At 47.3% G+C, this 12,890-nt stretch carries 14 protein-coding genes and 1 tRNA gene; 7 read left to right on the top strand and 8 right to left on the bottom strand.

Annotated elements, in window-relative coordinates; genetic code table 11:
• Nucleotides 1-100: 100 nt before the first annotated feature.
• From DXA74_RS04780 to nusB, 5 genes are all read right to left on the bottom strand, one after another.
• Nucleotides 101-508: a DUF5606 domain-containing protein gene (locus DXA74_RS04780; RefSeq protein WP_118525683.1), complete on the bottom strand. Its 408-nt coding sequence runs from the start codon at nucleotides 506-508 to the stop codon at nucleotides 101-103.
• A 75-nt stretch (nucleotides 509-583) separates the two neighbouring features.
• Nucleotides 584-1,174: a dephospho-CoA kinase gene (coaE, locus tag DXA74_RS04775; RefSeq protein WP_118525682.1), complete on the bottom strand. Its 591-nt coding sequence runs from the start codon at nucleotides 1,172-1,174 to the stop codon at nucleotides 584-586.
• Nucleotides 1,175-1,176: 2 nt separating this feature from the next.
• The gene (locus tag DXA74_RS04770) at nucleotides 1,177-2,100 is read right to left on the bottom strand and encodes a YbbR-like domain-containing protein (protein WP_233550460.1); all 924 of its coding nucleotides are present in this window, start codon (nucleotides 2,098-2,100) and stop codon (nucleotides 1,177-1,179) included.
• An 80-nt stretch (nucleotides 2,101-2,180) separates the two neighbouring features.
• The gene (gene yajC, locus DXA74_RS04765; RefSeq protein WP_118525680.1) at nucleotides 2,181-2,498 is read right to left on the bottom strand and encodes a preprotein translocase subunit YajC; all 318 of its coding nucleotides are present in this window, start codon (nucleotides 2,496-2,498) and stop codon (nucleotides 2,181-2,183) included.
• Nucleotides 2,499-2,516: 18 nt separating this feature from the next.
• On the bottom strand, nucleotides 2,517-3,443 hold the full coding sequence (gene nusB / locus DXA74_RS04760) for a transcription antitermination factor NusB (RefSeq protein WP_118525679.1): 927 nt from the start codon (nucleotides 3,441-3,443) through the stop codon (nucleotides 2,517-2,519).
• Between the two features lie 137 nt (nucleotides 3,444-3,580).
• On the opposite strand from nusB, the gene DXA74_RS04755 reads away from it, so the two are divergent.
• The 4 genes from DXA74_RS04755 (at nucleotide 3,581) to DXA74_RS04740 (ending at nucleotide 5,775) form a co-directional block, all read left to right on the top strand.
• Nucleotides 3,581-3,919: a DUF3276 family protein gene (locus DXA74_RS04755; protein ID WP_118525678.1), complete on the top strand. Its 339-nt coding sequence runs from the start codon at nucleotides 3,581-3,583 to the stop codon at nucleotides 3,917-3,919.
• Between the two features lie 231 nt (nucleotides 3,920-4,150).
• A complete protein-coding gene (locus tag DXA74_RS04750; RefSeq protein ID WP_118525677.1) occupies nucleotides 4,151-4,747 on the top strand; it encodes a 50S ribosomal protein L25/general stress protein Ctc in 597 nt (198 codons plus the stop codon).
• Nucleotides 4,748-4,765: 18 nt separating this feature from the next.
• The gene (gene pth, locus DXA74_RS04745; RefSeq protein ID WP_118525676.1) at nucleotides 4,766-5,329 is read left to right on the top strand and encodes an aminoacyl-tRNA hydrolase; all 564 of its coding nucleotides are present in this window, start codon (nucleotides 4,766-4,768) and stop codon (nucleotides 5,327-5,329) included.
• Between the two features lie 8 nt (nucleotides 5,330-5,337).
• Nucleotides 5,338-5,775, top strand: coding sequence for an RNA-binding S4 domain-containing protein (locus DXA74_RS04740; RefSeq protein ID WP_118525675.1), 438 nt, complete (start codon nucleotides 5,338-5,340; stop codon nucleotides 5,773-5,775).
• A gap of 23 nt (nucleotides 5,776-5,798) precedes the next feature.
• Here the strand turns inward: DXA74_RS04740 and DXA74_RS04735 are convergent, their stop codons facing one another.
• From DXA74_RS04735 to DXA74_RS04725, 3 genes are all read right to left on the bottom strand, one after another.
• Entirely contained in the window at nucleotides 5,799-8,042 is a 2,244-nt protein-coding gene (locus tag DXA74_RS04735; RefSeq protein ID WP_118525674.1) for a cation:proton antiporter, read from the bottom strand.
• Nucleotides 8,043-8,100: 58 nt separating this feature from the next.
• Nucleotides 8,101-9,336: a peptidase T gene (gene pepT, locus DXA74_RS04730; protein ID WP_118525673.1), complete on the bottom strand. Its 1,236-nt coding sequence runs from the start codon at nucleotides 9,334-9,336 to the stop codon at nucleotides 8,101-8,103.
• A 331-nt stretch (nucleotides 9,337-9,667) separates the two neighbouring features.
• A tRNA-Arg gene (locus tag DXA74_RS04725) sits at nucleotides 9,668-9,741 on the bottom strand.
• A 174-nt stretch (nucleotides 9,742-9,915) separates the two neighbouring features.
• Between DXA74_RS04725 and asnA the strand changes: the two genes are divergently transcribed.
• From asnA to DXA74_RS04710, 3 genes are all read left to right on the top strand, one after another.
• Nucleotides 9,916-10,953, top strand: coding sequence for an aspartate--ammonia ligase (gene asnA / locus DXA74_RS04720; RefSeq protein ID WP_118525672.1), 1,038 nt, complete (start codon nucleotides 9,916-9,918; stop codon nucleotides 10,951-10,953).
• Between the two features lie 88 nt (nucleotides 10,954-11,041).
• Entirely contained in the window at nucleotides 11,042-11,533 is a 492-nt protein-coding gene (locus DXA74_RS04715) for a methylated-DNA--[protein]-cysteine S-methyltransferase (RefSeq protein WP_118525671.1), read from the top strand.
• 83 nt (nucleotides 11,534-11,616) lie between these two features.
• Nucleotides 11,617-12,885 carry an N-acetylmuramoyl-L-alanine amidase gene (locus tag DXA74_RS04710; RefSeq protein WP_118525670.1) on the top strand — a complete coding sequence of 423 codons (1,269 nt, stop codon included), beginning with the start codon at nucleotides 11,617-11,619 and terminating at the stop codon, nucleotides 12,883-12,885.
• Nucleotides 12,886-12,890 lie beyond the last annotated feature (5 nt).

Below are 12,890 nucleotides of genomic sequence, written 5' to 3'. Positions count from 1 at the left end.
AATGGAGCATAATCCGTCATAATCTAGAAAAATGTAAAAACAAAGGGAATATGATTCGCACCATATTCCCTTTCTATGTGACATTTTGATATTGTGTTCTTTATTCCTGTTCCTTCTCTACGAACACAGTTATTCCTGCATTAACCAGCAGATTATACCATGTGAGCAATTTCTTGATATCAGTCATGTAAACTCTTTCACGGTCATAATCAGGAAGGATTTCCGCAAAATAATTCTGCAATTCTTCATTGCTTGCCTTTTTCGGATTCAAAGAAGCCTCTTTTGCAGATTCCTTATCGGCCACTTTCTGCAACACCTCTGCCAAAGGAACTTCACCGTTATCGGTATACATTGCAATATCCGCTAAAGAAATCACTTTGTCTGCTCCAAAAATCGGAGTACGCTTCTTGGCTGCATCCAAAGATTCTACAATCAAGTTCTTATTTCCACGAGAAACCAGTCTATACAAACCTGGTTTGCCGGCTATTGCCAAAACTGTCTGTAACATATAACTCTTTATCTGATTAATTATTAATTTGTGACAAAGTTAAGACATCGAATGAATAATCTCAAAACATAGTCACTAAAAAAGCTTAAAATCACGAAGCATCTCCGACAGCTGTTTCGCCAGATCTTCCTGCCCGTCGTTTACAATGATACAGTCAAACGGATATTTCCGACGCTCTTCTTCGGCCATCTGACGGTCTATTCTTCTTCTGATACTTGCTTCATCCAGGCCGTCGCGCAACTGCACGCGCTCCAGTCTCACCTGAAGCGGAGCCTGCACACAAATAACCTTATCAACCAGCGGCGCCAATCCCGATTCGATCAGAATGGCTGATTCCATCACACAAGCCAAAGCATCGGTATGCTCAGAGGCAAATTTCAGGAATTCCCGCCCCACAGCCGGATGTACAATTGCAGACACAGCAGCCGCATTCGCAGCATTGGCAAAAAGGAAATCCGACATGACTCGCTTGTCAATCCGCCCTTCGGAAGTATAGACCTGCTCTCCGACTACGGATTTCAGCCCTTCAACGACATCAGGCAAGGTTTCCATTATCCGCTTCGCTTCGCGGTCACAGTCAAATATAACCATTCCCAACTCTTGAAGCTTTCGGCAAACAAAACTCTTTCCGCAGCCGATTCCTCCTGTTATTCCTATTTTCAACATATCTATTCTCCGCTTGTCTGTTCCAACAAATAGTCGACTTCCGAAGGATGAATTCGCACAGAAGAGACACCTTCCGGAATACTCTTCAAATGCAATGGTATCTTCGAAGACTCGTTGTTAATCAGTTCCTCGTAAGAGATAACCAACACGAAATCGTCTGCCGTAATTGATTTATAGCTCTTGGAACCGACCTTGAACGTCACCTTCACCTTTGAAGGGAAGGTCCGCAAATCCTTGTCGGCCGGGAAATTCACTCCTACAATGGGTACCTCTACCGTCTTTTCGGTATAGATATCCACATCAATCTGCACATCGAGCACATCAGGAATAAACTTGGCTCCCCTTATCGGACGGACAGGAATCTGCAAATTCTTGCTCTCCACGAGTCCGGCCTGATAAAAGTTCTGAGTGTAAGCAGCCTGCAAGGTATCCAGAATAGACGAAGGTGCAAAAACAACTACAGAGTCCGGCTTGGCTACGACATGACGCAGATAATATTGCTGGGCCGGCTCAATAACGCCACTAATCAGCACCGGCACTTTCTTCTTCAGACCACGATTGTAGAAGAACTCCAGCGTATCGGGCTTGATACTTTGAATTCTGGTTGAAGAAAACAGCTGAGCGGCAATGGCACGTCTCACCTCCGCCTCCTGCACCTGTACTCTTCCGGCCATTCCTCCGAAATCATAGTTCTTATAATCCACAGTCACCGGAGTCAAAGGCTGGCCATAAAGGTACTTCATCAGAATGCTTCCCTTATCCTGAACCGTCACATGCAGTTCATCGGGCAAATCGGAAGTAATGATCAGGTTGCTGGGCACATTATTCAGTTTCAGCGGAACCACCACCTCCGTTTCGAAGGTTTCATTCAGCGTCTGCAACAGCCAGAATACGGCAGACAAGGCGAAAAAAAACAAAAAAATCAAGAACTCCCTATTTTTTCTGCCTAACAGGAAGTCCTTGATCTTTATGATAATTCTTTTTCGAGTTGTATTTCCCTTCATTATTATTTACCACCCGGTACAGTGGATTCGATATTGGCATATACAGAATTCTTGCTCACCTTTATCTTCACTCCGGAAGCCACTTCAATCATTACGGTATTGTCGGCATCATTCACCTCTTTGATCTTACCGTAGATACCTCCGGCAGTAACAATATCCTGACCTACGGCCAGACTGTTTCTGAAGTTCTGGATTTCTTTCTGTTTTTTCTGTTGCGGACGAATCATAAAGAAATACATAATGGCAAAAATAACCACCATCATGATCAGCATTTCATAACCGCCACCCTGTGCGTTCAGCACTACTGTCATTAAATTCATGGATACAGGTTTTTAGTTTTATTTGTTAATGAGTTTCTTTTGTGCAATCAGTTTCTTGGCAATCGCATCCAGCAGACCATTGATATAGCCACCACTTTTCGGGGTGCTGTAAACCTTAGCCACATTTACATACTCGTTGATGGACACGCTTAAAGGAATCTGCGGGAAGCTGAGGATTTCGGCCAAAGCAATCTGCATAATCACCAAATCCATCTGGGCAATACGTTTAAACTCCCAGTTCTTGGTGTTCTCGGAAATCAGTCCGCGATAGTACTCGGCATTGAGCAAAGTGCTGCGGAACAGTTTATGAGCAAACTCCTTGTCCTCATCGTCTTTAAATTCCGGCAACAATTCCTGAGCGGCACCGTTGCTTTCCTCAAAACGCTTGATGGTTTTCAGGACAAAGGTGTCTACAATAAACTTATCATCATTCCAATAGAGGCTCATATCCTCGAGCAGGCTATCCAGCTCTTCGTTATTGCAAATGATGTTCTTGTATATTTTTCTCCAGAGCTCACGGTCTTCTGCATAAGACGATGTCTCAGCAGCCATATACTCCTTATAATAATCAGTCTCGGTGATTTTCTTATATAAAGAGCGAACAAAGGTCTCTTCATCGGCCCAGCTTTTCTTCTGGTTCTCCTGGAACTCCTTGAGTTGCTCATTGGCTTCAAGCTGTAATGCGAAACGGTTGTCGATAAACTTCGTGCTTGGCGCCTCACCTTCATGAGTACGGTTGTAACGATTCTGTGCCGTTTCTACACTTCGCATCGCGATGCGATTGATTTCTACCATCAGCAGTAAAAGATAGTTATACAGGTCGTAAGCCTTGGAGAGGCTGAAAAACAGCTCTTTTTCAGCTACATCCACATTCTTTCCGCCGTTCTGATAATAAGCATAAACTATCTGAACTACCTTCAAACGAATGATTTCTCTATTAATCATACAATTATATGTTTCAGTATCGGAATACAAAAGTAGAGAAATTGCATAAAAAAACGTATGTTTCTCTCTTTTTTTTTGGAAGTTTTAAAAAATATCAGCAATTTTGAACTCAAATCAAACAATTAAGGGATTGGATTATGGAGGAGAATAAAAAAAACATGACAGAAGCAGAAAAGGAAATCGTATATTCCCAGACCATCAAAGCCGGGAAACGCATCTACTATATTGATGTGAAGAAAAACCGGAAGGATGAGATGTTCCTCGCCATCACCGAAAGCAAAAAAATTGTATCGGGAAGCAACGAAGATATGCAGGTAAATTTTGAAAAGCACAAGATATTCCTGTACCGCGAAGATTTTGACAATTTCATCCACGCACTCAATGACGCCGTGAATTTCATTCAAAAGGAGCAGGGAGTGGCGGTAAGAGAGCAGGATCCGACGGAAAACGACCTGAACTTTGATATCAAATTCTAAGACAGTATTCTCTCCGGATTTTCCGAAACGGTCTCAGCATTCGCGCATAAAAGACCGGTTAGGAGCAGCAAGCAAACACAAAAAGTGTCAAAAAACAACTAAAAAGCTTGGCAAACCGAATATTTATCTGTAATTTTGCCGCGCTTTTTAGCACATACATTCAGATGCACCGCATCGTGTGATGGCGAATTAAGCAAATTAATCACTTAATTTAGAGTAACACATTTTATTATGAAAGAAATTAACGTAAAAGGTACCGTAAGAACTGACCTGGGTAAGAAGGCAGCTCGCGAGATTCGTAAGGCAAACGCAGTTCCATGTAACTTGTATGGTGAGGCTAAGACTGAGGACGGAAAGCCATTGGCACTGTCTTTCACAGCTACTAACGACGAGTTGCGTAACTTGATCTACAGCCCGGATATCTACTCTGTAAACCTGAACATCGACGGTAAGGAGTGCAAGGCTATCCTGAAGGAAATCCAGTTCCACCCTGTAAAGGACAACGTAATGCACGTTGACTTCTACGAAATCACAGATCAGAAGCCTATCGTTATGGAAGTACCTATCAAGCTGGAAGGTCTGGCAGAAGGTGTTAAGGCCGGTGGTAAGCTGGTTGCTAACGTACGTAAGCTGAAAGTTAAGGCTGTTTACACTAACATTCCAGAGCGTCTGGTTATCAACGTATCTCACCTGGGTCTGGGTAAGACTATCAAGGTTGGTGAGTTGAACTTCGAGGGTATGGAGTTGATGAACAGCTCAGAGGTTGTAGTATGCCAGGTTAAGATGACTCGTAGCGCTATGGCTGCTGCTGCCGCTCAGAAGAAGTAATCCTGAAACATTCTCTGAATGAAATACTTGATTGTAGGGCTCGGTAACATCGGAAGTGAGTACGATGGAACGCGCCACAACATAGGATTCAGTGTATTGGACGCCTTAGCTAAGGCGTCCAATGTCATTTTTGAGGATAAGCGCTACGGATTCGTAGGCTCCATGTCGGTCAAGGGACAGCAACTCATCCTGCTCAAGCCCTCTACCTATATGAACCTGAGCGGAAACGCCGTACGATACTGGATGAACAAGGAAAACATTCCGGTGGAAAGAACACTGATTATCGTTGATGATCTGGCTCTGCCATTGGGAGCCCTGCGCATGAAACCGTCGGGAAGCGATGCCGGCCATAACGGTCTGAAGCACATCGCCGCCACCTTGGGCACCCAGGCTTATCCGCGCTTGCGCTTCGGCATTGGCAATGATTTCCCCAAAGGAGGCCAGGTGGACTTCGTGCTGGGAAAATTCAGCCCCGAAGAGCAGGAAAAACTGAAAGAACGTATTGAACTGGCCGGAGAAATGATCAAGAGTTTCTGTCTGGCCGGAATCAATATCACCATGAACCAATTCAACAAAAAATAGTTGTCGGCATGGAAGCGAGAATAGACAAATGGCTGTGGGCCGCACGAATATTCAAAACCCGCTCCATGGCTGCCGCTGCCTGCAAGAAGGGCCAGGTGTCCATCAAGGGAAGCCAGATAAAACCTTCGCGCATGATCAAGGAAGGCGATGTGATCGAGGTGCGCAAAAGCCCCGTCACGTTCTCTTTCCGGGTCAAGCAGGCCATTGAAAAAAGAGTAGGTGCCAAACTGGTGCCCGATGTTTTGGAAAACGTAACTCCTCCGGAACAGTATGAAATTCTGGAAATGAGCAAAATCAGCGGTTTTGTGGACCGTGCCCGAGGTACCGGACGCCCCACCAAGAAAGACCGCCGAAGCCTGGAGGAATTTACCACTCCCGAATTCTTTGGTGATTTTGAAGATCTTTGGGATGATGATGAAGATCAGGACGATGAAGACAACGCCTGACCTTCATTTCCGGAAAATCCCTATTAGAGCAGTTGTTTGAGCGATTCCTGCTCCCCGACAATCCACAGCAGATCGCCTTCTTCGAAGGTACGGTCGGGATCCGGGCGCTCCAACACTCCCTCAGCACTTTCCCATCCCACTACCATACAGTGATATCGGTCTCTGATATCACTGTTTTTTATACTCTTACCCAAGAACGGCGAACCGGCGTCGATATAAAGTTTGCGCATCACCATATCGCAAGCACTGTCATACTCCGGCAATACATACACCTGTTCGGCCAGAATCTTATTGAAACGCATCAGTTGGGCATCGGAACCGATCACCTGTAACCGGTCGCCCGGAAACAGAACATCATCTCCGTTGGGCACATTGATATGGCGCTCTCCACGAATAATCGAAGCCACATGAATGCCATACTTATGCGCCAGATTCAATTCCGAAAGTTTCTTTCCGCCCCACAACGAATGCTCGGGCAGCTGACACACAGACAAATGCAGATTCTGCGACAGCAGATGCCGGGCATAACGAGGCAGATTGTCGGAATGACGGCGCTGAAACTCCTCGCGACTGCGCAGATTGTGCTTGAAGGACTGCTCCATCTTGATGGATTGCAGTTTGAGACGGCGCGAGAAAATCATGACAACTACCACGACAAAGGCGGCTCCCAAAAGCCAGATATCGGCAAAAGGAATCAGATAGCGGGCTATGTAGAACACAAACGATACGGCCAGCAACACACGCAGCAGAATCAGAAACGCCAACGGCACCCGGTTGTATTTACTCTCGTTCCACAGGGTTGTGAACTCTACCGAGTGGTTTTTCTTGGCCATAATGGCCCGCAGGAACGGAGACACGCACAGCAAGGTAAGTACTCCACACAGCGCATTTCCCCACCAATGCCCCAGATGAGCCCGGAACAGCGGCAGCAGGATACCGAACGAAAAGGCAATTACCGCCGTACTCAGCACGGCATAGACCAACACCATCTTGAGAATAGCCAGCAACAGACGTCGCCAGTTGCTGTCATGGTTCACCCGCGACACACTGGAAGACACATTCTGTGTGAAAAACTCCTGCCAGGAAAGCGGAATGAATTTGATAAGTACCCGATAAAGCGGATCGGCCAGACGGATCATATAAGGTGTGGTAAAGGTGGTGATGACTGAAACGGCAACCACAACCGGATACAGGAACTTGCTGATCACTCCCAAAGACAAACCCAAGGAGGCGATGATAAAGGCAAATTCTCCGATCTGCGTCATACTCAAACCGCAGCGTAAGGCATCGCGAAACGTCTGTCCGGAAACCAGATAACCGATAGTTCCGAAAATGGCCTGACCCAGAATAATGGTACAGACAATGGCGGCAATCGGCCAGGCGTAATCGGCCAGTACCTGCGGTTCAACCAGCATACCGACAGACACGAAGAAGATGGCACCGAACAAATCCTTGATAGGCGAAACCAACTTGCCGATATGCTCCGCTTCAACCGTCTCGGCCAGGATGGAACCTACAACAAAAGCTCCGAAAGCGGCACTGTAACCACTCTTTACAGCCAACACAGCCATACCGAAACAGAACGCCAACGACACGATCAGCAGAATCTCATCGTTAATCCACTTGCGATTCTTGCGCAGAAAGGTGGGAATGAGATACAAACCGATGACGAACCACACGATCAGGAAAAACACCAGCTTAAACATACTGCCCAGCATATCCTCGCCCACAATACTGTTCTTCAAGGCCAAAGTGGACAGCACCACCATCAACACAATAGCCAGCACATCTTCAAGAATCAGCACACTGAGCACCATGCCGGTGAACCGTTGCGACAGCAGATTCAAATCCTGAAAGGCCTTGTAAATGATAGTCGTAGACGACATGGCCAGCATACCACCCAGATAGATACAGTCCATACGCGCCCATCCGAACAGCGAACCAACTGCTGAGCCCAACAGCATCATGGCAAAGATAATCACACTGACGGCTATAATCGGTGCGCCTCCCATCCGCACAATCTTCTTGAAACTGAACTCCAGTCCCAGAGAGAAAAGCAATACGATCACACCGATGTCGGCCCACACCTGCACATCGTTGATGTCGCGTATGGTGGGCACCCACACCAGATGCGGACCGGCCAGAAATCCGGCCACAATGTATCCCAGCACCAAGGGTTGCTTGAGACGTTTGAAAATCAGCGCCACGATTCCTGCTACGGCAAGAATCAGCGCCAAGTCTTTTATCAAATCAGGAAGATGGTTCATAAGAATAAAAATCGGGAAAGAACGAGCTTTCCCGATTCGCTTTTATAGTTTGTGTTGATTATTTCTTGATATCTAAGGTTGGCACCAGTTCGCAGATGCGCACAATGGTGTTCATGGCTTTGGTCAGACTGGCCACCGGAATGAACTCATGACGTCCGTGGAAATTCAGTCCTCCCGCAAAGATATTCGGACAAGGAAGTCCCTTGAACGACAACTGGGCTCCGTCAGTACCACCACGGATGGCCTTTACCTCGCAAGGAATGCCGCAATCCTGCATGGCCTGCTGGGCCACATCAATGATGTGCATGCTTGGCTCTACCACCTCGCGCATATTGTAATACTGGTCAGAAACTTCAGCGATTACCGTGCCCTCGCCATACTTCTTGTTGAACTGCTCCACAAGTTTCTGAACATACTGTTTGCGCTCCTCAAAGCGTTTGCGGTCGTGGTCGCGGATGATATAAGTCAGTTCCGTTTTCTCCACGGTGCCCTGCATAGACATCAGATGGAAGAAGCCTTCGTAACCGTCGGTCTGCTCCGGAGTTTCGAGCAGCGGCATGCTGCGCACAAACTCAGCGGCAATATAATTGGAGTTGATCATCTTGTTCTTGGCATATCCCGGATGTACGTTCAGTCCCTTTACGGTGACATGAGCCGAAGCGGCATTGAAGTTCTCAAACTCCAGTTCGCCCACTTCTCCGCCGTCCATGGTGTAAGCCCAGTCGCAACCGAACTTCTCCACGTCGAACAGATGAGCACCCATTCCGATCTCCTCATCGGGGTTGAATCCCACACGAATCTTTCCGTGCTTGATTTCAGGATGCTGTTTCAGGTAAACCATAGCCGATACGATTTCGGCAATACCGGCCTTATCGTCGGCACCCAGCAGGGTTGTTCCGTCGGTCACCACCAGATCCTCGCCTACATGGTTCAACAGTTCGGGGAACTTCTTGGGTGAAGTGACAATACCCCGTTCTTCCGACAGCACGATGTCTCCTCCATCGTATGCCGTCACAATGCGCGGATTCACATCCTTACCGGAATAGTCGGGTGAAGTATCCATGTGAGCGATGAAACCTACCACCGGCACTTCGGCATCAGTATTGGCCGGCAAGGTAGCAAACAGATAACCGTGCTCATCGAGCGTAATCTCTTCCAATCCGATTTCTTCAAGCTCTTTCTTGAGATATTCGGCAAAAACCATCTGCTTGGCGGTGCTGGGACAAACTCCCGACTGCTCGTCCGACTGAGTGTCGAAACGAACGTATTTCAAAAAACGATCCAGTATTTCCATATCAATACTTTAATTATATATTTATAGAATCAATTATTTAATGTGTAAAATTAGAAAATCCGACAGCCAATCCCAAATTTGTATGGCATTTTTTAGATTTCCGATCAAGAAATCATAGCCAACAGCCCCTCTCCCAACGGCTCATTCCCTAATCCCGAAGATATTCTCCCTAAATTATCCGCCCGTCAGTAATCAATTACTGACGGCTCGGTAATCTATTACTGACGGGCAAGTAAAATGACGGGAACATGAAAAACAAAACAAACGAAAAGCGGAAAGTAACGAAGAAAAACAAAAAGGGAAGCGCCCTTGTGGACACCTCCCTTTGTAGTGACTCCGGAGGGATTCTAACCCTCGACCTTCAGAACCGGAATCTGACGCTCTATACAGCTAAGCTACGGAGCCTTATTTCATTGCAAAAATAAGCAAAAATATTTTATGCTGCAATAGTCTTTTGCAAATTTGGCTAAAGTGTGATAATCATATAGACATTTATTTTTGTTTTATCATTGTCATTTTAATAAAATCACTTATCTTTGCATCGCAAATAGAAAGCAATAATATAAAAAACAAAGCAAAATGAGCTATTTAATAAAACCTGAAAATTATAAAGCGGTTCTGGACTTACAGCAAACAGAACTGGCCATCAAAAAGATAAAGGACTTTTTCCTCAGCAGCATCTCTACAGAACTGCGCCTGCGCCGCGTTACGGCTCCTCTTTTCGTACTCAAAGGTTTGGGTATGAATGACGACCTGAATGGCGTGGAGCGTCCGGTGACTTTCCCGATCAAGGACATGCAGGATGCCAAAGCCGAAGTGGTACACTCTCTGGCCAAATGGAAGCGTGTCACTCTGGCAGAATATGAGGTGCAGCCGGGTTACGGTATCATTACCGACATGAACGCCGTGCGCGCCGACGAGGAAATGGGCAACCTGCACTCTCTTTATGTGGACCAGTGGGACTGGGAGCGTGTAGTCACTCCGGAGCAGCGCACCCTGAAATATCTGAAGAAAATCGTTTACCGCATCTATTCTGCAATCCTGCGCACCGAGTTCTTCATCTGCGAAACTTATCCGCAACTGAAGCCTTACCTGCCGGAAGAGATTCATTTTATCCATGCAGAAGAGTTGCGTCAGAAATATCCGAACCTGACTGCCAAAGAGCGCGAAGACGCCATCTGTAAGGAATATGGTGCCGTGTTCATCATCGGTATCGGCTGCAAGCTGGGCGACGGCAAGGAGCACGACCTGCGCGCACCGGACTATGACGACTACTCTACCATTGCCGAAAACGGACTGCCGGGTCTGAACGGTGACCTGATGATCTGGTATCCGGTACTGAACCGCGCCGTGGAGTTGTCTTCTATGGGTATCCGTGTGGACAAGGCTGCTTTGGAAAAACAGCTGAAGGAAAGCGGCAAGGAAGACCGTAAGGAACTTTATTTCCACAAGCGCCTGCTCGAAGGCTCTCTGCCTCTGTCTGTAGGTGGCGGCATCGGTCAGAGCCGTCTGTGCATGGTATTGCTGCACAAGGCTCACGTGGGTGAAACCCAGTCAAGCATCTGGCCGGAAGCCATGAGAAAGGAATGTCAGGAAGCCGGCATGACCCTGATTTAAGCAAAACACAAACTCCTATATATAAATAGCCTGTTTCAGAACGGAACAGGCTATTTCCCGTTTATTCCCTGAAATCGAAAAACAATCCATGAAATATTTCTTCTGCATAGAGACTCCCCTTGGGAAACTTACGGCTCTCGAAGAGGAGCAACGGCTCACCGCACTGCTGTGGGGCGAAACGGTCTTTGAGGGTTGCTGCCGGAAAACAGACCTGCTGGCCCAAACCGAAGCGGAAATCAAGGCTTACTTCCGCAAGGAACTGACCCGTTTTTCCATCCCCTGCCTGCTGCGGGGCACTGACTTTCAGAAAGCGGTGTGGCAGGCACTGGCGCAGGTTCCTTACGGCACTACCCTAAGTTATCAGGAACTGGCACAGCAAAGCGGTCATCCTCAGGCCTGCCGCGCGGTGGGAACGGCATGCAGCAACAACCCCATCAATCTGATTATCCCCTGCCACCGCATCGTGAACAAAAACGGCACAGCAGGCAATTACCGGGGCGGAGCAGAACGGAAAAAAAGTCTGCTGCTGCTCGAAAAAGACAACCTGCCCCTCTTTTCGCATTCTGTTATTAATCTATAATATTGCTCATTAGAGCAGATTTGAATGACGAAAAGAATTCAAATATCAAAAAAACTTATTATTTTTGCACGAAAAGAAGCAAAATGAGCAAACATATCTTTTCACTGATAATCATTTTCATAGCGCTCTTTTCCGTGCCCGAACGGACACATGCTGAAAATGCTCCGGCCACCAAAAACTTCACGGTTGTGCTCGATGCCGGACACGGTGGAAGAGACCCGGGAGCCGTAGGACGGATTTCCAGAGAGAAGAACATCAACCTTTCTGTGGCTCTGGCGCTGGGAAAACTGATTGAAAACAATTGCCCGGATACCCGGGTGCTCTATACCCGGAAAACGGATGTGTTCATCCCGCTGGACAAACGGGCCCAGATAGCCAACAAGGCAAAAGCCGACCTGTTTATCTCCATACACACGAATGCCATGCCCGGCAAGAAAATAGCGCGAGGAACAGAAACATACACAATGGGTATGGCCCGCGCACAGGAAAATCTGGATGTGGCCAAACGGGAGAACTCGGTAATCCTCGTGGAAGATGACTATCAGACACGGTATGAGGGCTTTGACCCTCGCTCGGCCGAAAGCTACATTATCTTTGAACTCATGCAGGACAAGTACATGGAGCAGAGTGTGGCTCTGGCCCGGAACATTCAGAAGGAATTCAAAAGCACAGCCAAAAGAGCGGACCGCGGCGTGCACCAGGCGGGGTTTCTGGTACTGCGCGCCACAACCATGCCCAGCGTGCTGGTAGAGTTGGGATATATCACCACACCGGACGAAGAACGATATCTGAACTCGGCACAAGGCATCAACCAACTGGCGCAAAGCCTTTACAACGCCTTCAGCCAGTACAAGAGCAAGCAAATGCGCAAGGCGGCTCCGCTGCAAACAGCCCAGGAAACGGTCCGCAAAGACACATTGCCTGTTGCAGCAACAGCCTTGGCTGCTGCCATTGCAGTTCCCGACACCACGGCAAAAGCAGATTCAGTGGTGACCCACGTAGCGGAAACAGCAATAAGCCTTTCTGCAGATACGGTACCGGCTCCCCTGCCCCTGCCGGCTCCGGCAGAACCCCAGCAGGCTATGGCCGACACCATCCTGTTCAAAGTGCAGATACTCACCAGCAACCGGCAGTTGCATGTCAACAGTTCGCACTTCAAGGGAATAGCAGACATTGAGGTTTTCAAGGAAAATGATATCTATAAATACACCTGCGGAAGCACTCCCATTTATCGGGAAGCGGTGAAAAGAAAGGAAGAAGTGGAGGAAAAATTTCCGGGCGCTTTTGTAATTGCCTTTCACAACAGCCGGAAAATTCCTTTGGCAGAAGCATTGAAAATGAAAAGAAATTAAAATAC

Source organism: Bacteroides sp. OF04-15BH (assembly GCF_003477995.1).
GTDB lineage: Bacteria > Bacteroidota > Bacteroidia > Bacteroidales > Bacteroidaceae > Paraprevotella.
This window is presented reverse-complemented; position numbering and strand designations above follow the sequence as displayed.

What these genes read in the sequence shown, in the direction of transcription:
- DXA74_RS04780 (WP_118525683.1), bottom strand. Translation starts at nt 508, where the DNA reads ATGTTACAGACAGTTTTGGCAATAGCCGGCAAACCAGGTTTGTATAGA.
- coaE (WP_118525682.1), bottom strand. Translation starts at nt 1,174, where the DNA reads ATGTTGAAAATAGGAATAACAGGAGGAATCGGCTGCGGAAAGAGTTTT.
- yajC (WP_118525680.1), bottom strand. Translation starts at nt 2,498, where the DNA reads ATGAATTTAATGACAGTAGTGCTGAACGCACAGGGTGGCGGTTATGAA.
- nusB (WP_118525679.1), bottom strand. Translation starts at nt 3,443, where the DNA reads ATGATTAATAGAGAAATCATTCGTTTGAAGGTAGTTCAGATAGTTTAT.
- DXA74_RS04755 (WP_118525678.1), top strand. Translation starts at nt 3,581, where the DNA reads ATGGAGGAGAATAAAAAAAACATGACAGAAGCAGAAAAGGAAATCGTA.
- DXA74_RS04750 (WP_118525677.1), top strand. Translation starts at nt 4,151, where the DNA reads ATGAAAGAAATTAACGTAAAAGGTACCGTAAGAACTGACCTGGGTAAG.
- pth (WP_118525676.1), top strand. Translation starts at nt 4,766, where the DNA reads ATGAAATACTTGATTGTAGGGCTCGGTAACATCGGAAGTGAGTACGAT.
- DXA74_RS04740 (WP_118525675.1), top strand. Translation starts at nt 5,338, where the DNA reads ATGGAAGCGAGAATAGACAAATGGCTGTGGGCCGCACGAATATTCAAA.
- DXA74_RS04735 (WP_118525674.1), bottom strand. Translation starts at nt 8,042, where the DNA reads ATGAACCATCTTCCTGATTTGATAAAAGACTTGGCGCTGATTCTTGCC.
- pepT (WP_118525673.1), bottom strand. Translation starts at nt 9,336, where the DNA reads ATGGAAATACTGGATCGTTTTTTGAAATACGTTCGTTTCGACACTCAG.
- asnA (WP_118525672.1), top strand. Translation starts at nt 9,916, where the DNA reads ATGAGCTATTTAATAAAACCTGAAAATTATAAAGCGGTTCTGGACTTA.
- DXA74_RS04715 (WP_118525671.1), top strand. Translation starts at nt 11,042, where the DNA reads ATGAAATATTTCTTCTGCATAGAGACTCCCCTTGGGAAACTTACGGCT.
- DXA74_RS04710 (WP_118525670.1), top strand. Translation starts at nt 11,617, where the DNA reads ATGAGCAAACATATCTTTTCACTGATAATCATTTTCATAGCGCTCTTT.